The sequence below is a fragment of the Ideonella sp. B508-1 genome (genome assembly GCF_000333615.1).
Taxonomy (GTDB): domain Bacteria; phylum Pseudomonadota; class Gammaproteobacteria; order Burkholderiales; family Burkholderiaceae_C; genus Ideonella.
This window is the reverse complement of record NZ_BADL01000625.1, coordinates 1-20,119: the sequence shown is the minus strand read 5'-3', so window position 1 is coordinate 20,119 and position 20,119 is coordinate 1. Positions and strand designations below refer to the sequence as shown.

21 protein-coding genes and 1 pseudogene are annotated in these 20,119 nt (G+C 64.6%); 14 read left to right on the top strand and 8 right to left on the bottom strand.

Annotated elements, in window-relative coordinates; translation table 11 throughout:
• From I73_RS32925 to I73_RS30520, 6 genes and pseudogenes are all read right to left on the bottom strand, one after another.
• On the bottom strand, positions 1-989 hold a 989-nt coding region (locus I73_RS32925; RefSeq protein WP_148289918.1), incomplete at its 3' end, for a glycosyltransferase.
• 95 nt (positions 990-1,084) lie between these two features.
• Positions 1,085-1,990, bottom strand: coding sequence for an oligosaccharide flippase family protein (locus tag I73_RS32020; protein WP_083877091.1), 906 nt, complete (start codon positions 1,988-1,990; stop codon positions 1,085-1,087).
• A 43-nt stretch (positions 1,991-2,033) separates the two neighbouring features.
• A pseudogene (locus I73_RS34950) lies at positions 2,034-2,321 on the bottom strand (oligosaccharide flippase family protein); the annotation flags it as partial.
• Between the two features lie 63 nt (positions 2,322-2,384).
• The gene (locus I73_RS24900) at positions 2,385-3,437 is read right to left on the bottom strand and encodes a Wzz/FepE/Etk N-terminal domain-containing protein (protein WP_022983111.1); all 1,053 of its coding nucleotides are present in this window, start codon (positions 3,435-3,437) and stop codon (positions 2,385-2,387) included.
• 93 nt (positions 3,438-3,530) lie between these two features.
• Positions 3,531-4,298 carry a sugar transferase gene (locus I73_RS30525; RefSeq protein ID WP_083877083.1) on the bottom strand — a complete coding sequence of 256 codons (768 nt, stop codon included), beginning with the start codon at positions 4,296-4,298 and terminating at the stop codon, positions 3,531-3,533.
• Position 4,299: 1 nt separating this feature from the next.
• The gene (locus tag I73_RS30520; protein WP_022983109.1) at positions 4,300-6,255 is read right to left on the bottom strand and encodes an SLBB domain-containing protein; all 1,956 of its coding nucleotides are present in this window, start codon (positions 6,253-6,255) and stop codon (positions 4,300-4,302) included.
• Between the two features lie 201 nt (positions 6,256-6,456).
• Here I73_RS30520 and I73_RS30515 point away from each other — a divergent pair, with 201 nt between their 5' ends.
• Positions 6,457-7,923 (top strand): DEAD/DEAH box helicase, encoded by a 1,467-nt coding sequence (locus I73_RS30515; RefSeq protein WP_022983108.1) that lies wholly within the window; start codon positions 6,457-6,459, stop codon positions 7,921-7,923.
• Between the two features lie 40 nt (positions 7,924-7,963).
• Here the strand turns inward: I73_RS30515 and I73_RS24880 are convergent, their stop codons facing one another.
• Both I73_RS24880 and I73_RS24875 read right to left on the bottom strand, forming a co-directional pair.
• Positions 7,964-8,740, bottom strand: a complete 777-nt coding sequence (locus tag I73_RS24880; protein WP_022983107.1) for an SAM-dependent methyltransferase — start codon at positions 8,738-8,740, stop codon at positions 7,964-7,966.
• On the bottom strand, positions 8,737-9,342 hold the full coding sequence (locus I73_RS24875; protein ID WP_040501540.1) for a Maf family nucleotide pyrophosphatase: 606 nt from the start codon (positions 9,340-9,342) through the stop codon (positions 8,737-8,739). Before I73_RS24875 ends, I73_RS24880 begins: the two co-directional genes overlap by 4 nt.
• 50 nt (positions 9,343-9,392) lie before the next feature.
• On the opposite strand from I73_RS24875, the gene I73_RS24870 reads away from it, so the two are divergent.
• The 13 genes from I73_RS24870 to I73_RS30505 form a co-directional block, all read left to right on the top strand.
• A complete protein-coding gene (locus tag I73_RS24870; protein WP_022983105.1) occupies positions 9,393-9,932 on the top strand; it encodes a DUF177 domain-containing protein in 540 nt (179 codons plus the stop codon).
• Positions 9,933-10,152: 220 nt separating this feature from the next.
• On the top strand, positions 10,153-10,335 hold the full coding sequence (gene rpmF, locus I73_RS24865) for a 50S ribosomal protein L32 (RefSeq protein ID WP_022983104.1): 183 nt from the start codon (positions 10,153-10,155) through the stop codon (positions 10,333-10,335).
• 144 nt (positions 10,336-10,479) lie between these two features.
• Positions 10,480-11,541, top strand: coding sequence for a phosphate acyltransferase PlsX (gene plsX, locus I73_RS24860; RefSeq protein ID WP_083877077.1), 1,062 nt, complete (start codon positions 10,480-10,482; stop codon positions 11,539-11,541).
• A 20-nt stretch (positions 11,542-11,561) separates the two neighbouring features.
• On the top strand, positions 11,562-12,539 hold the full coding sequence (locus I73_RS24855; protein WP_026097185.1) for a beta-ketoacyl-ACP synthase III: 978 nt from the start codon (positions 11,562-11,564) through the stop codon (positions 12,537-12,539).
• 41 nt (positions 12,540-12,580) lie between these two features.
• Entirely contained in the window at positions 12,581-13,519 is a 939-nt protein-coding gene (gene fabD, locus I73_RS24850; RefSeq protein ID WP_022983101.1) for an ACP S-malonyltransferase, read from the top strand.
• A complete protein-coding gene (gene fabG / locus I73_RS24845; RefSeq protein ID WP_022983100.1) occupies positions 13,516-14,259 on the top strand; it encodes a 3-oxoacyl-ACP reductase FabG in 744 nt (247 codons plus the stop codon). Before fabD ends, fabG begins: the two co-directional genes overlap by 4 nt.
• A gap of 75 nt (positions 14,260-14,334) precedes the next feature.
• Complete coding sequence (gene acpP, locus I73_RS24840; protein WP_022983099.1) at positions 14,335-14,574, top strand: acyl carrier protein; 240 nt, start codon at positions 14,335-14,337, stop codon at positions 14,572-14,574.
• A gap of 36 nt (positions 14,575-14,610) precedes the next feature.
• On the top strand, positions 14,611-15,855 hold the full coding sequence (fabF, locus tag I73_RS24835; RefSeq protein ID WP_022983098.1) for a beta-ketoacyl-ACP synthase II: 1,245 nt from the start codon (positions 14,611-14,613) through the stop codon (positions 15,853-15,855).
• Between the two features lie 29 nt (positions 15,856-15,884).
• A complete protein-coding gene (locus I73_RS31195) occupies positions 15,885-16,334 on the top strand; it encodes a hypothetical protein (protein WP_022983097.1) in 450 nt (149 codons plus the stop codon).
• Positions 16,331-16,945 (top strand): RNA polymerase sigma factor RpoE, encoded by a 615-nt coding sequence (gene rpoE, locus I73_RS24825; protein ID WP_022983096.1) that lies wholly within the window; start codon positions 16,331-16,333, stop codon positions 16,943-16,945. The genes I73_RS31195 and rpoE overlap by 4 nt, the downstream gene beginning before the upstream one ends.
• 30 nt (positions 16,946-16,975) lie before the next feature.
• A complete protein-coding gene (locus I73_RS24820; RefSeq protein WP_159105931.1) occupies positions 16,976-17,626 on the top strand; it encodes a sigma-E factor negative regulatory protein in 651 nt (216 codons plus the stop codon).
• Between the two features lie 22 nt (positions 17,627-17,648).
• Positions 17,649-18,695 carry a MucB/RseB C-terminal domain-containing protein gene (locus I73_RS24815; RefSeq protein WP_022983094.1) on the top strand — a complete coding sequence of 349 codons (1,047 nt, stop codon included), beginning with the start codon at positions 17,649-17,651 and terminating at the stop codon, positions 18,693-18,695.
• A gap of 84 nt (positions 18,696-18,779) precedes the next feature.
• Positions 18,780-20,119: Do family serine endopeptidase (locus I73_RS30505; RefSeq protein ID WP_234409610.1), on the top strand; the 1,340-nt coding region annotated here is incomplete at its 3' end.

Here is a 20,119-nt window from a genome sequence, read left to right as displayed (position 1 = left end):
ATTGTTGATGAATTCCTCAAAACTTGGGGGCCATTATCATTCCAAACTGGTAACACCAGGCCGACATCTGCGGATTTGAGTATTTCGCTGAGTTGATGCGGTTTGTATGCGCCGTGGCAAATGGCTCCCATGGCGCGAAGGCGGCTTATGTAATGTTCTTCACCTCGACCCCAGAAGTGAAACTCAAAATTCTCTCTGCTGTGACTCACGGCCTCTACCAGGGAGATGAATACTTCGGCGCCCTTGTCGTGATTGAGTGTTCCCAGATAAATGCAGCGAACGCGTCCGTCTGGCATCCAGGAGGTTCTGATTGGGATGGGGCCTGCGGAGTCATTGCCAATATGAAGAACGTCGCAATTTATGTCGGGGATGGCGCTCTTGAATATTCTTCTAACTTCGCTGGATACGGCCAGGCAGCGTGCTGAGTTCCTCAGGAACTTGTCCATGCGCTGAGCTCGCCGTGCCGTGGCATCGGATGGTATGGTCGGCAGCTTCAGTCCAATTCGATTGGCGCCGGCTCGAAGAATATTTATGCTTTCCAGTCGCCCCACGCAACTCCGGCATTTGGAGAGATCTCTGCTGCTGCAGAGTTGACCATCCTTGTCCATCATGAATACGCGAGGGCAAATGTACCCATAGTCGTGCAGGCTCACGACGTAAGGCTTCGCTATCTTCTTCTCATAGAAGGAGCGCGGTATCCCGTAGCCCATATGAAAATGAATGACATCGTGCTCGTCGATGAGATCTAGTATTTGTGCTGACTTGATCTTGTCGTCCCGCTCGGTCGAGAGGCTGAAAACAGAAGAGACGCCTGAGAATTCTTTGATTTCAGCAAACTCTTGGTTTTGCTCTGTCTTGCTTCCGGGGGCGGCAAGTATGGTTATGCTTTCGCCAAATCCTTTCAGGGATTTTGCCAGAGAGCGAACATAGTTTGTGATGCCACCGGGAAACCCCAGCGGAAAACCTGTGGCAATTTGTAGGATTTTCATGTATCTCGAAGGATCAAATAGCTGTCGATCTTCTAACTCGGCTCTGCATGAGATTGCCTATGTTCCCATTTCAATAACAGAGGCGAGGGTCTCTTTCATTTTTGTGTGGCGCGGCCAAAAAGGCTGAAACCCTTTTGGTGCAGCCCCCAGGCCATGGCCACCGTGACAAACAGTTCGACAAGCACGTTTGTCCACGCTGCTCCCAGGGCGCCTGATAGGCTGGCTGCTGGGAGAAATAGAAGTATGTCAAGAACTGCCGAGACGAGCAGTACACGACTGAAGGCTTGTTTCATGCCCAATGGGAGCATGGTCTGGATGCCGAGAACATTGGACATCGCAACTAACAGAGGCAGGCATGCCATAACACGCAATACGGGTGTGGCATCTTCGTAGCCTGATCCGAAGAGGAGCGATATCCCCCACGGAGCCAGTAGAAGCACGAACACGGTGAAAATTGCACCGCAAGCTGTCATCGCCGCGAGTAATTTTCTGTTGAATTGAATCAGGGCTTGAGGGTTTTCGGCAGCAAGACGTGAGACATGTGGATACACTGCATTGCTGATGGGGGAGAGCATCATCTGAACAGCGCGAATCAGCTTCTCGGCGACGTGATAATGGCCGACGGCCGATGCCGGGGCTAGCAAGCCAAGAAAAAAAGCATTGCAGCTGGTGTAGATATTTATTGCCGCACTGGACAAAAAGACATGCCAGCCTTCATGCAGTTGGTGACGCAGCGCTGAGTACTGTGGCCAGCGCATTCTTGAGAGCGAAAGCGCCTTGAAGGTTTGCGGTAAAGCTAGCAGGCCGCCGAGCAGTGGCCCGAGCGTCTGTAGGGCGGTCGCAAGACGAAGATCTTCTTTGTGGCGCACCAGAGCAAATGTTGCTGCGAAAACAATCAGCCTGGCTCCAATCTGTGCAAGGCTGACGAAGCGCAACTGTTCCAAACCTTGAAAAAGCCACTGGGGGAACAATATGTTTGCCGATGACCAGAAGGTATGCAATCAGTATCAAATCCCAGCTGGCGTGCATGCGACCCAGCCATGGAAGCAGGGTGCAAATGAGAGCAAGCCCGAGGGCGGCAAAGACCGCGCGTAGAAAAGTCACGGCGCACCAGATGTCCGTGATCTGGTCCTTCTTGTCGCGCACCAAGGCGATCGCCTTGGGGCCGCTGAGGTTGAATCCGTAATCGGTCAAGATCACGAAAACCTGGGCCACGGAAATGGCAAACGCCATCCTGCCCAGATCTGTCGGACCGAGCACTCGGGCAAGGTAAGGCAGAGACAGGAACGGCAACAGGTAACTGAAGACTTGCACGGCCCCCAGCGACAACATATTACCCAGCAGTCGCTTGCGGGTGGACATGGTTCACCTTATCCAGTGGCGAAGTTCATTGGGTCAGGCCCGTCGAATGGCGCGGCTCAGCACCCAAAGTGCAGCCAAAAACAGTCCTGCAAAGACGGAGCCCAGCATGATCAGTGTCCGCTTGGGTTTGCTCTTGCGATCTGGAGGGGTGGCAGGGTCCACCACCTGCACCAACGCCCCCTCTCGGCTTTCATCCACACGCGCAGCTTCGTATTGCCGCGAGAACAGTTCGAACAGCGTTTCCTGGTACTTGAACTCACGCAACTTGGAGATGTAGTCGGCGCCCTTGCCGCTCGGGTTGGTGTCGGCCTTCTCCATGCGAGACATTTCCGCGCGCAAGGTGTCGAGCACCGCTTGCTGCTGGGCCATCTCCGGCGCGCCCGGCGCCAGACTGTGGCGCAGGCTCTGTAGCTTGGCTTCGGCGGCGGTGACTTCGGCGCGAAGGCGTGCATAGCTCTCCGCTGTTGCGGTTGGCTCTGCCTTCAGGGCGTCGGGGTTGTAACCTGTGCCTTGCAGTGCGATCTGGGCATTGGTGAGGTGCTCCTTCGTTTCCTGCAACTTGTTCTCGAAGAATGCACGACGCTGCTGCGCCTCGGTCACGGCCAGTCGATTGGTCATGAAGCGCAGTCCCTCCACAAAAGCGTTGGCCATCTCGGCGGCGCGCTTGGGGTCCTTGTCGTCCACTTCGATGGTGATGAGGCCGTCCTTCTTGCCGGCTGTGATGTTGACGTTCTTTTCCAGGTGTTTGCGGGTAGCGGAACGGTACTTTTCATCGTAGAGATCGTTCAGCTTGAACTGATCGATGACGCGATCTTCGACCGTCGTGCTCAGCATGAAGGCGATGTATTGGTCGGCCGGGCTCTTGACCGTACCGCCGGCCAAACCGGCCAGTGCGCCCAATGATCCCAGCGCGGAAGCCGCGGCGCTGCCCTGCTGTTGAGGCGGCAGGATGACGGCCTGTGCGGTGTAGATTGGCGGCAGCATGAAGGCAACGGCGGCCCCCAGCGCGCCGCAGCCCAATCCCGTCAGTGCGATGGTCTTCCAGCGCTGGCGGAGGGCCTCCCACAGTTCGCCGAGGGTGATCAAGTCATCGTCCTGTGCGGGAGGGGTGGAGTTGGAATTTTGCTGCATGCGAAACGGGCCGGGATGCGGGACAGAGATACGGGCGGTGCTTCTGTATCAGTAAGCACCGCGCTTGGTGAAAATGACCGCCACGGTGGTCATCACGGTCTTGAAGTCGCCCCACACCGTCCAGTGCTCGGCATATTCACGGTCCATGGCCACACGTTCCTCATAGGTGGTGTCGCTGCGTCCTCCCACCTGCCAGGGGCCGGTCAGACCAGGCCGCAGGCTGATGTAGTGGCGCAGGCTGCCTGCGTAGTAAAGCTGCAGCTCGCGACGCGTCACGGGACGAGGTCCCACCACGCTCATCTCACCGCGCACGATGTTCCAGATCTGTGGCAACTCGTCCAGGCTGGTCTTGCGCAGGAAGGAGCCGATCTTGGTGATGCGGGGGTCGTTCTTGAGCTTGAAGTTCTGCTCCCATTCCTCGCGCGCGGCGGGGTCGCTGGCCAGAAGATGCTCCAGCACCTCCTTGGAGTTGACCACCATGGAGCGGAACTTGTAGCAGGGAAACTTCCTGCCGGATCGCCCTACGCGGATGTGACCGTAGGTGATCGGGCCTGGACTGCTCAATTTGATGGCGATGGCCACCAGCAGGAAAACCCACCAGAAAAGCCCAAGAAAAATCACGACGAAGCCCAAGTCGAAGATGCGCTTGGTCACCAAGGCCAGGGCGGAATGCGTCACCTTGAGCGGTGGTTCGCATGCGCCACAGTCGAGTCCGGCGGGGCCGCCAGACTCGGTGTCAACGGTGTCGTCGGCCTCATCCAGTTCCGGCGAGAACTCAGTCGGCTGGTTTGTGGCGCGAGCCATGATAGGGGTCATTTCAAAGGTGCAGCGCAGCAATCCCAGCCAACCCCAACCCCAGTTGGTACAGGATCTGTGTCCAATCCTTGGCGTCCTGCACGCCGGTCGTCTTGTTCATTTCTTCAGGAACGAAAAGTGTGTCGCCGGGCAGTGCCGGGGTGCTGCGGAAGTTGGATGCTCCGCTGCTCCAGTTCCCGGAGAGCTGGCGAGCGCTGACAACGGTGCCGTTGGCGCGGACCACGAACATGCTGTCGGGGTCGGCACCCTTGGCGGGGCCGCCGGCCTGGGTCAGGTAGTAGTCGAGCGTGTGCTTGTCGTTGTAGACGTAGCTGCCTGCGTTGTAGACGCTGCCGAACACACCGATCGAACTGCCCCGCGTCGGGATGGTGATGCGGTCGCCGTCTTCCAGGGCCATGTCGGGCAGCGTGGCGGCATCCGGGTCCAAGGGCAGAACCACGCGTCCGGTGGGGCGGATCTGCTTCAGTCGCTCAATCAGCCGGTTGTTGGCGCTTTCCGAGGCGCTGAGCGCGGAGGCTTCCTCCGTGGATGACACGCGGCGGCTGGAGGCGTTCTTCGCAAGATCGGTCTCCAGGTCGCGCAGGGCGCGGTCAAAGTTCTGCTGTTGTGCTTGGCGGACGCTCTCGCGGGTGAACTCTGTGGCAAAGAGATAAGCCTTGGGGGTCAGGCCACCGGCTGCGTTCAGCGCATCGGCCAGAGAACTGCCCGGCGGCAGCAGGTAGTCGCCGGGGTGCTGCACCTCGCCGTCCACATGCACCCGCTTGGCCTGACGGTCCTTGGGCAGGGCATAGGCCAGGGCGCTGAAGACCTGCACCACGTCGCCAGCGGCCAGCACCGTGCTGGGGCCTGCGGGGGTGCCCAGATTGATCTGGTCGATACGGCTGCCGGTCTGATCGTTCAGGTGTTCGATGGACAGCCGGCTGCGGTTGGCCACTGAATTGAAGCCGCCGCCCATGGCCAGGAGATTGCTCAGTGTCTCACCGGGCTTGAGCTCATAGATGGCGGGCTGATTGACGCTGCCGATCAGGCCGACCTGTGGGCCGACGGGACCCACTTGGATCACATCGTCAGGCTGGATGGTTTGATCGCTGGCACGGTCACCGTGCAGCAGCAAATCGTACAGGTCGAACCTGCCGACCACCTTGCCGCCGCGGCGTAGCGTGATGTCTCGGAAGCTGCCAGCAGCCGAAGGGCCGCCAGATTTCATCAGCACATGCAGCACCGATGACAGGGCACTCACATTCAGGCTGCCAGGGCGCAGCACGAAGCCGGTCACAAACACGCGGACCGTGCGCAGCTGGCCTACCGACGCGGAAACATGGAAGTTGCGGAAGGTTTGTCCAACCTGCTTGGCGATCACGCTGTCGAGATCACTCTGTCGCACCCCGGCCACTTGCACGGCACCAGCGCGGGGAATGGAGATTCGGCCCGTACGGTCAACGGTCAAGCGGAGATTTGCGTCGGCAGACCCCCAGACGGTCAGCACGACCTCGTCCCCGGGTTTGACGATGTAGTCGCCAGGCGCCTGGGGAAGGGGGTCGCTGTCCGCTTCCGATTCATTCACCGGATCGGTCATCAGCGTGGCACCGAAGCGCCGAACCTTGGGCAGCAGGCGGCTTGAGGGCAGCCCTGTGCCGTTGGTGTCGGTTTCCGCGGCGGGCTCAGAGGACGTCTGTGGGCGTTGTGCATCGATCCGGGTGGACAGATCCTGCACATAGCGCTCGAACTCGCTGGGGATGTAGGGGGGGATCGGATTGATCGCAGTCCGGCGCTGTTGTGTCTGCCTCTGCGTCTGTCCCGTGGTGGGTGCTCCGCTGTTGCCCTGGGCACGCAGAGGAATGCTGCCGGTGGACGCGTTGTTGTCAGCGGCGTTGCTGGGGTTGTTCAGCACGTTGTCGGCGGCAACGGCCGCTCCCGCATCGACGGCCTGCGCGCCTTGCCAGGAGACCAGGAACACCAGACCCAGAAGGTGGGGCAGTACTGGCCGCAGGTGTGTCAGGGGGGCACGGCAGCGGATGGATTGAAGCATCGTGGACTAAAACAGTGGCAGCTTGCGCTGTGATCCGAGCATTCTAGCCAGTGGTGCTCATGGGGCTGTTGGGGCTGCTGCCGGGTGGGCGTGGGTATGGATTCCGCGCTCGGGCGATAATGCCCGGTGATGAATGCCACTCAACCTGAAGTCGGCGAGGCCGCGGCAGAGACGTCTGCTCCCCTTCGTTTCGACACCCTCCCGCTCGACCCCAAGCTGCTCCGTGCGGTGGCCGACCAGGGCTACGCCACGATGACGCCCATCCAGGCCAAGGCCATTCCGGTGGTGCTCAGTGGCCGGGACGTGATGGGGGCTGCCCAGACCGGGACGGGCAAGACGGCGGCGTTCTCCATCCCTCTGCTGCAGAAGATGCTGCGGCACGAGAATGCCAGTGCGTCACCTGCCCGCCATCCGGTGCGTGCCGTGGTGCTGGCGCCCACCCGCGAATTGGCCGATCAGGTCGCTCAGAATGTGAAGGCTTACGCCAAACACTCGAACCTGCGGGTGGCCGTGGTCTTCGGTGGTGTGGACATGAAGCCACAGACGGCCGAACTCAAGGCTGGGGTCGAGGTGCTGATCGCCACGCCCGGGCGCCTGCTGGACCACATCGAGGCCAAGAACTGCGTGCTCAACCAGGTCGAGTACGTGGTGCTGGACGAGGCAGACCGGATGCTGGACATCGGTTTCCTGCCCGACTTGCAGCGCATCCTCAGCTACCTGCCCAAGGGCAATCGCCAGACCCTGCTGTTCTCGGCCACCTTCTCGCCGGAGATCAAGCGCCTGGCTTCCAGCTACCTGAAGGATCCGGAACTGGTCGAGGTGGCGCGCCCCAATGCGACCGCTTCCACGGTGGAGCAGCGCTTCTTCAGTGTGTCCGACGACGACAAGCGTCGCACCATCCTGAAGCTGCTGCGGGACCGTGACATCAAGCAGTCCATCGTGTTCGTCAATTCCAAGCTGGGCGCCGCGCGGCTGGCCCGCTCTTTTGAGCGGGACGGCCTGCGCACCGCGGCCCTGCACGGCGACAAGTCCCAGGACGAGCGCCTGAAGTCCCTGGCGGCCTTCAAGGCCGGCGAGGTGGACCTGTTGGTCGCTACCGACGTGGCCGCGCGGGGGCTGGACATTGCCGATCTGCCCGCGGTGTTCAACTTCGACGTCCCCTTCAATGCGGAAGACTATGTCCACCGCATCGGCCGCACCGGGCGCGCGGGCGCGTCGGGCATCGCGATGACCCTGGTGACGCGCGAGGATGCCCGCCTGGTGTCCGACATCGAGAAACTGATCAAGAAGAAGATCGAACTCGAGGCTGTCGAGCTCGATGATGACCGTCCGCGTCGCTCGCCTTCCCGTCCGCGGGAAGAGCGGGAGGAGCGCTCGTCCTTCGTGCCGTCGTCGGCTGCGCCGCGGCGCAGCGAGGGGCGTGCATCGCGCGATCCCTTCTTCGACCAGCCTTATGACGCCGGTGAGCGTGTCGAGCCGGCGGCCTGGGAGCGCAATGCTCCTTCCCAGCCGACCGCTTCCGCGGGGCGGGTCTCGCCCAGCATCCGTCCCAAGCGCAAGGTCGCAGCCCTGCTGGGCGGCGGTTCCAAAGGCTGAGTCTTTGAGAACTGGGCCGCGCGATGCGCGGTCGACGGGCTCAGAAGGCCAGCCAGAGGAACACGGCAGGCAGCTTGTCTGGCATGGACGGCAGCGGTGCACTGCGCCACTGCGCCACGCTGCGCGTCTGACAGAAGCCCCCGGGTGACGTGAGCCCGCAGGCCACGCTCAGGCGCGTGCCGGGCTGCAGCAGCTGGACGAGCGATTCGAGCAGCGCCTGGTTCCGGTAAGGGGTCTCGATGGCCAGCTGGGTCTGGCCTTCCTTGCGCGAGCGCTGCTCCAGTTCCCGCACGCGTTGCGCCCGCTCGGCGGCGTTCTGGGGGAGATAGCCTTCGAAGGCGAAGCGCTGCCCATTCAGGCCGCTGGCGGCCAGCGCCAAGGTCAGCGAACTCGCGCCGGCCAGGGGCTCGACCACCAGGCCAGCCTCATGGGCTGCCTGCACCAGGCTGGCGCCGGGATCGGCCACGGCGGGAAGGCCCGCATCGGAGAGCAGGCCCAGGTCCCGCCCGGCCAGCGCGGGCGCCAGCAGTTCGCGCCAGGCCGTGCCCGGAATGCTGGCAGCTGGATCGCCCTTGCGCGGGCGTGGCAATTCCACCATCGCGAGCGTCTGCAGCGGCTGTGTCAGCGGGTGAATCTCGCCCACGCGCTTCAGAAACGCGCGTGCCGTCTTCGCGTTCTCCACCACCCAAGCGGGCAGAGTGGCGGCGCGCCGCAGCGCGGCGTCGGACAGCACGTCTCGCAGCGGCACAGGGTCTGTGCCGAGGTCCAGCGCGTTGGGAACCAGCACCAGGCGGCCGGAGTGCTGGTTCTGGGTCATGCCGCCCCCTGCAGTGGGTCCAGTCCGGCCGAGCGCAGCAGGGCGCATGTGCGAATCAGTGGCAGTCCGATCAGCGCGGTGGGGTCGTCGGACTCGATGGCGGACAGCAGGGCGATGCCCAGGGTCTCGCACTTCGCGCTGCCTGCGCAATCGTAGGGCTGCTCCAGGCGAAGGTAATGCTCGATCTCGGCATCGCCCAAGGGGCGGAAACGCACCTGGACGGACGCCAGCTCGGCGGCTTCGAAGCCGGTGTCGCCCCGCACCACGGCCACCGCGGTCTGGAAGACGATGGTCTGGCCGCTCATGCGGCGCAGCTGCGCCACGGCACGCTCGTGTGTGCCGGGCTTGCCCACGGGTTCCCCGTTGACATCGGCCACCTGATCGGAGCCGATCACCACCGCCTGCGGGTGCAGTTGGCTGACTGCGCGTGCCTTGGCCAGGGCCAGGCGCAGGGCCAGCGCAGCCGGGGCCTCGCCGGGCAGGGGGGTCTCGTCCACCTGGGGTGAGACGCAGTCGAAGGGCAGTCGCAGACGCTCCAGCAATTCGCGTCGGTAGCGTGAGGTGGATCCCAGGATCAGTCGGGGCGGGTTCAATGCAGCCATGGGGGCATTGTCCCATCGCGCCAGAGGCGCCGCCGCTACACTGACGCCCCATGAGCATGGCAGCAGATCCCCGAAAACTCGACATGGCGCGCAGTGCGCGCGACGCGGAACACCTGGAGGGCGAATGGCCCCTGCGGGATTTGCCGCGCCTGGCGGAGGTGGATGTGTCCGAGGGGCCGGCTCCGCGCGTGCACTGGTCGGCCCAGGCCGAGCTGCGGCCCGTGCTGGGCGGGGAAGGCGAGATCTGGCTGCATCTGCAGGCGCAAGCCGAGGTCGCCATGGCCTGTCAGCGCTGTCTGGCGCCGGTGAGCACGCCGGTGTCGGTCGATCGCTGGATCCGCTTTGTGACGGGAGAGGCCCAGGCCGAGGCCCTGGATGCCGAGAGCGAAGACGATGTGCTGGCCCTGCCGCGCTGGCTCGATCTGGCCGAGCTGGTGGAGGATGAGCTGCTGCTGGCGCTGCCCATCGTGCCCCGCCACGAGACCTGTCCGGCGCCCCTGCCAATGCCTGCCACGCCGGTGGAAGATGAAGAAGGGGAGGCTCGCCCCAACCCCTTCGCGGTGCTGGCCCAGCTCAAGTCTCGGTCCTGAGTCTTTCGGGTTCGCTGAAGAATCTGCTATACTTTCTGGCTTTCCGCGTTCCTGCTGCCGTTTCTGGCGCAGGCAGTGTGGGGCGAGGTGGTCTGTGGCCGGCGTGCAGCCTGGTTGGCAGCGTGACCTCGGATCCCGCCAGATGCGGGTCAGTCACTCGGGCAAGTCTTTCAAGTCCTTTGCCCTGTTCGCCGGAACCCCGGCGTCCCAGGAGAGTTCCATGGCCGTTCAGCAAAACAAGAAGTCGCCTTCCAAGCGTGGCATGCACCGCTCGCACAATGCCCTGACCCAGCCGGGCACGGCCGTCGAGCCGACCACCGGTGAAGTGCATCTGCGCCACCACATCAGCCCCAACGGTTTCTACCGTGGCCGCAAGGTCCTGAAGACCAAGGCGGAAGCCTGATTGTCACCGGGCGGCTGCGGGGTGCCTGTGCGCAGGTGCTTTTGCATGTTGGTCGCCCAGTGACGGCTTGTCGAAGTCAATCGGGCCTTCGGGTCTGAGCTTCCCTTGTCCGAGACTGTTCCCAGCCTGACCCCTCTGAGCCGCGTGCGCATTGCCGTGGACTGCATGGGGGGTGATCATGGGCCCTCGGTGACCCTGCCGGCCTGTCAGGCCTTCCTGGCCTCGCACCCCGAGGCCGAGCTGCTGCTCGTGGGCACGGCGGAAGCCCTGGCGCCGGCCGCGGCCTGGCCGCGGTGCACGCAGGTGCTGGCCACCGAGGTCGTGGCCATGGACGATCCTGTCGATGTGGCGTTGCGCCGCAAGAAGGACTCGTCGATGCGAGTGGCCATTTCCCAGTTGAAATCGGTCGACGAAGCCGCGCCTGCCCTGGCGGACGTGTGCGTGTCCGCTGGCAACACCGGGGCGCTGATGGCCCTGGCGCGCTATCTGCTCAAGACAGTCGATGGCATCGATCGGCCTGCCATCGCGTCCGTGCTGCCCAACGAGCATGGTGGTTTCACCACGATGCTGGATCTGGGGGCCAATGTCGACTGCACGCCTGAGCATCTGCTCCAGTTCGCCGTGATGGGTTCGGCACTGGTCGCGGCCATCGAGGGCCGTCCCGATCCGACGGTGGGCTTGCTCAACATCGGCTCCGAGGTGATCAAGGGCAGCGATGTGATCAAGCGCGCCGGTGATCTGCTGCGCTCCGCCGCGGCGGGGGGGCATCTCAACTACCACGGCAATGTCGAGGGCAACGACATCTTCGAGGGCACGACGGATGTCGTGGTCTGCGATGGCTTCGTCGGCAATGTGGCGCTGAAGACCACCGAAGGTCTGGCGCATGCGCTGTCCCAGTTCATCCGCGAGGAATTCACCCGCAGTTGGTGGACCAAGCTGGCGGCCTTGGTGGCGCTGCCGGTGCTCAAGCGCTTCCGCGCGCGGGTCGACCCCCGGGGCTACAACGGCGCTGCCTTGCTGGGGCTGCGCGGGTTGGTCTTCAAGAGCCATGGTGGTGCGGACGCCTATGCCTTCGAGCGGGCTCTGGTGCGCGCCCATGACGCCGCCCGCAACCGCTTGCTCGACCAAGTGCGGGGCCGTATCGTGGACACCCTTCAATCCATGCCCATCCAGCCGGCGGACGAATTCGTGCGTCCGGCCGCCTGATCCTTTCCCTCGCCATGACCTTGCCGCGTTTCTCTCGCATCACCGGCACGGGCAGCAAGCTGCCTGAGCGCCGCGTCAGCAACGATGAACTGGCGGCCGAACTGGCCGGGCGGGGCATCGAGACCTCCGACGCCTGGATCGTCGAGCGCACGGGCATCCGCGCGCGCCATTTCGCTGCGCCGGACGTTGCGTCCAGCGATCTCGCGGCCGAGGCAGCCCGCCATGCGATGGAAGCCGCAGGCGTCCAGGCGACCGACATCGATCTGGTCATCGTTGCGACCTCGACGCCGGACATGGTCTTTCCTTCGACGGCCTGCATCGTCCAGCGCAAGCTGGGCATCCAGCAGGGAGCGGCCTTTGATCTGCAGGCAGTTTGCGCCGGTTTCATCTATGCCCTGAGCGTGGCGGATTCGATGATCCGCAGCGGCGCTGCACGCCGCGCTCTGGTCATCGGCTCCGAGGTGTTCTCCCGGATCCTTGATTTCAGCGACCGCACCACCTGCGTGCTGTTCGGTGACGGCGCGGGCGCGGTGGTGCTCGAAGCGTCGGACGAGCCGGGCATCCTGGCCACGCGTCTGCACGCCGATGGGCGGCATGTGGAAGTGCTGTGCACGCCCGGACATGTGTCTGGCGGACAGGTCATCGGTCGACCCTTGCTGCACATGGATGGTCAGGCGGTCTTCAAGCTGGCCGTGCACGCGCTGGACCATGTGGCCCGCGAGGTGCTGGAGGCCGCCGGTCGTGAAGCGTCCGATGTGGATTGGTTGGTGCCGCACCAGGCCAACATCCGGATCATGCAGGGCACCGCCCGCAAGCTGAAGCTGCCGATGGAACGCATGGTGGTGACCGTGGATGAGCACGGCAACACCTCGGCAGCGTCGATTCCCCTGGCGCTGGATGTCGCTGTGCGAAGCGGCAAGATCCAGCGGGGAGACACCCTCATGCTAGAAGGGGTCGGGGGCGGTTTCACCTGGGGCGCGGCGCTGATCGACTACTGAGTCGACGGCCCGCCTCCCCCATTTCCAAGCTGTCACAGGCCATGAGCAAATTCGCAGTCGTTTTCCCCGGACAAGGGTCCCAGTCGGTGGGCATGCTGGATGCCTGGGGTGATCATCCCGAGGTGGTCCGCACCGTGGACGAGGCCAGCCAGGTGCTGGATCGGGACCTGAAGTCCCTGATCCACGAGGGCCCGAAGGAACAACTGGATCTGACCACCAACACCCAGGTGGTGATGCTGGTGGCCGGCCTGGCCTGCTACCGCGCCTGGGTGGCCGAAACCGGCTTGACGCCCGTGGCCATGGCGGGCCATTCCCTGGGGGAATACACCGCGCTGGTGGCGGCAGGCGGGCTGAGCTTGGCCGATGCGCTGCCGCTGGTCCAGCTACGGGCCCAGGCCATGCAGGACGCCGTGCCGGTGGGCACTGGGGCGATGGCCGCCATCCTGGGGCTGGAGTCGCAGGTGGTGCGCGCCGGATGTGCCGAAGCGGCGCAGGCCACCGGTGAGGTGGTCGAGGCGGTCAACTTCAACGATCCCAAGCAGACGGTGATCGCCGGCACCAAGGCGGCCGTGGATGCCGCTTGCGTCACCCTCAAGGGCATGGGCGCCAAGCGGGCGCTGCCCTTGGCGGTGTCCGCCCCGTTCCATTGCAGCCTGATGAAGCCGGCCGCCGAGGTGCTGAAGGCGCGTCTGGCGACCACGGCTTTCGTCGAGCCGGCCATCCCGGTCATCAACAACATCGATGTCCAGGTCGAGAAGACCGCGGACTACATCCGCGACGCGCTGTACCGCCAGGCCTTCGGGCCGGTGCGCTGGGTGGAGGTGGTTCGGGCCCTGCGCACGCGCGGCGTCACCCATGTGGTCGAATGCGGCCCCGGCAAGGCGCTGTCGGGCATGGTGGCGCGCATCGACGCCGAGCTGGTCACGGGCCATGTGTCCGACCCGGCCTCCCTGGAAAAGACGAAGGAACTGCTGGCATGAGTGAGACGACCGTCCAGAGCGCTCTGGTCACCGGAGCCACCCGCGGCATCGGCCGCGCGATCGCCCTGACGCTGGCCCAGCGCGGTTACCGGGTCATCGGTACCGCCACCAGCGAGGCCGGCGCCCAGAGCATCCGCGAGGCCCTGTCGGCCTTTCCGGGTTGCGAGGGTCTGTGCCTGAACGTCAACGACGCTGCGGGTGTCGATGCGGCCATCGATCAGATCGTCAAGACCCACGGCGGTCTGCACGTGCTGGTCAACAACGCGGGCATCACGCGCGATCAGCTGGCCATGCGCATGAAAGACGAGGATTGGGACGCGGTGCTGGACACCAATCTCAAGGCCGTGTTCCGCATCAGTCGGGCGGTCATGCGCCCGATGATGAAGCAGCGCTTCGGCCGCATCATCAGCATCACCTCGGTGGTCGGCGCCTCGGGCAATGCCGGGCAGGCCAACTATGCGGCCGCCAAGGCGGGCGTGGCCGGGATGACCCGCGCCCTGGCCCGCGAGCTCGGCAGCCGCAACATCACCGTCAACTGCGTGGCCCCCGGCTTCATCGCCACCGACATGACCGAGGTCCTGCCGGAAGCCCAGAAGGCGGCGCTGATGCAGCAGATCCCCCTGCAACGTCTTGGAAAACCCGAGGAAATCGCCCATGCTGTGGCCTTCCTCGCGTCTGCCGAGGCGGGCTACATCACTGGAACAGAGCTGCACGTCAACGGCGGCATGTTCATGAACTGAGTCCCTTGGCCGGAGAGCTGGGTCTGCCAGCGTAGAATCCGGCCGTTTTACTACGCAATCCCTCCTGGAGGAGTCATGAGCGATATCGAAGCACGCGTCAAGAAGATCATTGCCGAGCAGCTGGGTGTTCCCGAAGCCGACGTCACCAACGAAAAGGCCTTCGTGGCCGACCTGGGCGCCGATTCCCTGGACACCGTCGAGCTGGTGATGGCCCTCGAAGACGAGTTCGGCATCGAAATCCCCGACGAGGAAGCCGAGAAGATCACGACGGTGCAGCTGGCGATCGACTACGCCAAGGCCCACGCCAAGGCCTGATCCGGCCCTGGGTTGTTTTCTGATCCGATCTCACGCATGACCCGTCGACGCGTTGTCATTACCGGCATGGGGCACATCAGCCCCGTCGGCAACACGGTGTCCGAAGGCTGGACCAATCTCCTCGCGGGGAAGTCCGGCATCGCGCCGATCACGAAGTTCGATGCTTCCGGCATCGCCTGCCAATTCGCGGGCGAGGTCAAAGGCTTCAATGTCGAGGACTACATCCCCGGCAAGGACGCCAAGCACATGGACACCTTCATCCACTACGGGGTGGCCGCGGCCATCCAGGCGGTGAAGGATGCGGGTCTGCCCTCGAGAGAGGAACTGACCGAGGAGCAGGCCGAGCGCATCGGCTGCATGATCGGTTCAGGCATTGGCGGTCTGCCCGAAATCGAGGCAACCGCCCGGACGGTGGTGGAGCGCGGCCCCCGCCGCATCTCCCCGTTCTTCGTCCCGGCCTCGATCATCAACATGATCTCCGGGCACGTGTCCATCCACTTCGGTTTCACCGGCCCCAATCTGGCCGTGGTGACGGCCTGCACGACGGGTCTGCATTGCATCGGCCAGTCGGCTCGCATGATCGAGTGTGGTGACGCGGACGTGATGGTGGCCGGCGGTGCCGAGTCCACCGTGAATGTGCTGGGCGTGGGGGGCTTCGCGGCTGCCCGGGCCCTGTCCACCCGCAACGACGATCCGGCCACGGCGTCCCGCCCCTGGGACAAGGACCGCGATGGTTTTGTGCTGGGTGAAGGCGCTGGCGTGATGGTGCTCGAGGAGTACGAGCACGCCAAGAAGCGCGGCGCCAGGATCTACGCCGAGGTGATCGGTTTTGGCATGAGCGCCGACGCCTATCACATGACGGCCCCCAATGTGGACGGCCCCAAGCGGTCCATGAAGGCGGCGCTGCGCAACGCGCAGATCAACCCCGAGGATGTTCAGTACCTGAACGCCCACGGGACGTCCACGCCGCTGGGTGACCTCAACGAGACCAATGCCATCAAGCTGGCCTTCGGTGACCATGCCAAGCGCCTGGTGGTGAACTCGACCAAGTCCATGACCGGCCACCTGCTGGGCGGCGCTGGCGGCATCGAGTCCGTGTTCTCGGTGCTGGCGCTGCATCACCAGATCTCGCCGCCGACGATCAACATCTTCAACCAGGATCCGGAATGTGACCTGGACTACTGCGCCAACACGGCGCGGGAGATGAAGATCGACGTGGCGGTCAAGAACAACTTCGGCTTTGGTGGCACCAACGGCACGTTGGTGTTCCGGCGCGTCTGAGCGCGTCGCCGCGTTCTGAGGCGGGCAGCATGCGCGCCGCACCGCCTGCCGCCTGCGTTCTGGCCGACTGCGGGCTGTGGCGAGTGGCCCATCTTGCCCTGCCGGCCGTGTCTCTGGCGGCTCTGGCCTGGGCCGTCTTCCCCGGGCAGCTGCAGTACGTCACCTTGGCGGCACTGGCGGCAGCCGGATTCTCCGGGTGGCTGTGGCGTCGCCGGACGCCCCTGATGCTGGTCTGGAATGGCGCCGAATGGTCTCTGGGCGCACGCCAGGGTGGGCGGGTGTCGCTGCTGTGGGACGGTGGTTGTTGGATGCTGGCCCGCTGGCATGCCGACGCTTCGGGGACCGGCCGCTGGTTGATGCTGGATCGGGCTGATGCGGTGTCCGCCGCCGACTGGCACGCCCTGCGCGTGGCGCTGGTGCAGCCCGTGAACCCACGTGGTCGGGTGCGTGAGCCCTCCGCCGGTCCGGAGGTCGCATGACGACACCACAGGCCGATGCCGATGCCATCCTGGTCGAGCGGGTCAAGCAAGGCGATGTGCGCGCCTTCGAGATGCTGGTGGTCAAGTACCAGCGCCGCATCGAGCGGCTGATCGGCCGCATGGTCCGCGACAGCGATCTGGTGTTTGACATCGCCCAGGAAACCTTCATCCGGGCCTACCGTGCGCTGCCGCAGTTCCGCGGTGAATCCGCGTTCTACACTTGGCTTTACCGGATTGCGGTGAACACGGCCAAGAAGGCGCTGGCCGATCTCAAGCGGGATCCCATCATCACGGAAGCCGCCTTGGCCATCTCCGGCGACGATGATGAAACTTCCTCTTCGCAAACGGAACAAACTGACATGGCCACGCCCGATGCGGTGTTGGCCAGCAAGGAAATCGCCGCGACCGTGAATGCCGCGATCGATGCCTTGTCGGAAGATCTGCGTCAGGCCATCACGCTGCGAGAGATTGAAGGCTTGAGCTACGAGGAAATTGCGGACGTGATGAACTGCCCGATCGGAACGGTCCGGTCGAGGATTTTTCGTGCCCGTGAGGCGATCGCCCAGCGACTTCGGCCTCTGCTGGACACGCGCGATGGTGAACGTTGGTGAGGCCTGTTGGCTGCTGGAGTGTCAGAGATGATGTCGGAGCCCCTGAACGAACGTGACGTGGTGCGCGCCTGTCTGTCGGCCATGGCCGATGGCGAGGCCACGGAAGGCGAATTGCGCCAGGCACTGCAGGCCTGGCGCGAGGACGATGGCTGCCGGGCCGACTGGCACGGCTACACCCTCATCGGCGACGCCATGCGCTCGGAGGATCTGGCGAGCGCGGGAGGCGGTCACGACGCCCATTTCCTGACTTGCCTGCGGGCCCGGATGGCCGAGGAGCCGGTCGTCCTGGCCCCGATGCCCCTGGTGAATCCCCTGAAGCCTGGCGATGCAGCATCCAATGTGGTGCCATTGCAGGCAGGTGCTCGCTGGCGGCGCGCACTGGTGTCCCATCGCGGTTGGACGGCTTCGGCAGCGGTGGCCGCAGGCTGCGTGATGGCCGTGGGGGCGGCCATGGTCTGGCGCTCACCCGCGGCGGGTGTGGTGCCGGCCGGTGTGGAATTGGCGCAGGTACAGGCGGTGGCCACGCCGGCTTCGATGACCGAAGTGGCCGCCGTGATGCCGATGCAGCGCAATCCGCAGCTCGATCGCTACCTGATGGCTCACCGGCAGTTTTCACAGGGGCCCGCGCTGGCGGCACCCGGTGGGATTCGGCAGGTGGCCCTGAGTCCGGATGGCGAGTGAAGTCCTGAGGCGGAACCATCAGATGCTGGGGTACGTTGGGCGCGGCTGGCGCAGGCCGCTGCTGGCGGGCGCGATGGGCGCTCTGGTGCTGGTCTCGGGCGGTGTCCGGGCGGCCGGCGCCAGTGCCACTTCACCGGCCGAGGCCGCCAGCGAGCCGGTGCTGACCGCCAAGGCCTGGTTGATGCGCAGCCAGGCGGCAGCCTCGACCCGCAACTACCAGGGCACCCTGGTGTTCACCGGCGGTGGTGCCGTCAGCAGTTCCCGGGTGGCCCATTACTGCGAAGGGTCACAACAGTACGAGCGGGTCGAAGCCCTGGACGGCGAGCCCCGCAGCATGTGGCGCCACAACGATCTGGTCCAGACGGTCTGGCCTCGCGTGCACATGGCCGTCATCGAGCAGCGCGACCCGCGGGCCATGTTCCCCGCCATCCTGTCGGGGGCTGGCGGCAAGGGGGTGCTGGAATGGTATGAACTCCGCCCCCTGGGCCGCGACCGCGTGGCCGGCTACGACGCCGATGTCGTCCTGCTCAAGGCCAAGGACAACATCCGTTTCAGCCAGCGACTGTGGGCGGATCGGCAGACAGGTCTGCTGCTGCGCTCCGAGGTGCTGGGGCTCAACGGTCAACCACTGGAATCGGCCGCGTTCTCGGAGTTGTCCATCGGCGTGAAGCCGCAGCCCGAAGTGGTGGCGGCGGCCATGCGCAAGCTCGATGGCTACCGCGTGTTGCGCCCGACCGTCCAGCCCGCCACGCTGGAGAGTGAGGGGTGGAACATGACCAGCCTGCCTCCCGGCTTCCGCGAGGTGCATTGCGCCAAGCGCAGCCTGGATCCGATGGGCACGCCAGGTGCGCCCACCGTGCTGCAGGCCATCTACTCCGATGGCCTCACCCATGTCTCCCTGTTCATCGAACCCTATCAGCCCTCCCGCCATCAGGGGGAGGTCAGCGTCACCATCGGTGCGACACACACGCTCATGGGGCGACGTGACGACTATTGGGTGACCATCATGGGGGACGTTCCCCCGGACACCTTGCGTCGATTTGCCGGCGCGCTGGAACACAAGCGCTGAGCCACGCGGGGCTGACCCCGGGGCGCACAAGAGCAACACAAGACCAACGGGGCCATGTGGCCCATCATGCAGAGAGGAGAATGCATGCAAGTTCTGGCATTGGCTGGCGGACACACCCGCTGGCGCCGTTCCATGGGGGCCGTCGTCCTGGGCCTGGTGGCCTGGCTGACGGCTGCGCCGACCCTGGCCGCCGAGCCTGCGGCGCGGATGCTGCCCGACTTCACCGACCTGGTGGAGCAGGTGGGCCCCGCCGTCGTGAACATCCGCACCGAAGAGAAGGTGCATGTGGATCCGCGCAGTGCCCAGATCGACCCGGGCATGGAGGAACTGTTCCGCCGCTTCGGCATTCCTCTGCCGCGTGTTGCTCCCCGCGGGGACGACAACGACGAGTCCGATGACGATGAGCCCACCCGGCGTGGCGTGGGTTCCGGGTTCATCCTGAGCGCCGATGGCCTCATCATGACCAACGCCCATGTGGTGACCGGTGCGGATGAGCTGACGGTCACCCTGCCGGACAAGCGCGAGTTCAAGGCCAAGCTGGTGGGGGCGGACAAGCGTTCCGACGTGGCGCTGGTGAAGATCGAGGCCACCAATCTGCCGACCGTGAAGATCGGGGACGTGGGCAAGCTCAAGGTGGGTGAATGGGTGATCGCCATCGGCTCGCCCTTCAACTTCGAGAACACCGTGACCGCGGGCATCGTCAGTGCCAAGCAGCGCGACACCGGTGAACTGTTGCCCTTCATTCAGACCGATGTGGCCATCAACCCGGGCAACTCCGGCGGTCCGCTGATCAACATGCGCGGCGAGGTGGTGGGCATCAACTCGCAGATCTACAGCCCCTCGGGAGGCTATGCGGGCATTTCGTTCTCGATCCCCATCGACGAGGCGATGCGCGTGGCCGATCAGCTGCGCACCAGCGGCCGGGTGGTGCGCGGACGCATCGGGGTCATGATCGCCGAGGTCACCCGCGAGGTGGCCGAATCGATCGGTCTGGGCAAGCCCCAGGGCGCCATGGTGCGCGCGGTGGAGCCGGCGTCGCCGGCCGAGAAAGCGGGTCTGGAAGCGGGCGACATCATCGTCAAGCTCGATGGCAAGCCTCTGGACAAGGCATCGGACCTGCAACGTGGTGTCAGCGCCATCAAGCCGGGCACCAAGGTCAGTCTCCAGGTCTTCCGCCGGGGGGCGTACAAGGACATGACGGTCACCGTGGGCGAGTTCGAGGCCGACAAGCCGGCGGGCAAGGACGCCGAGGCCCCTGCGCCGGCACGCAATGTCCTGGGTCTGACGGTGGACGACCTCAGCGATGCCCAGAAACGGGACCTGCGGCTGAAGAGTGGTGTCCAGGTGATCAAGGCCGAAGGCCCATCCGCCAAATCGGGCCTGCGTGAAGGGGATGTGATCCTCACCGTCGAGAACACCGAGAT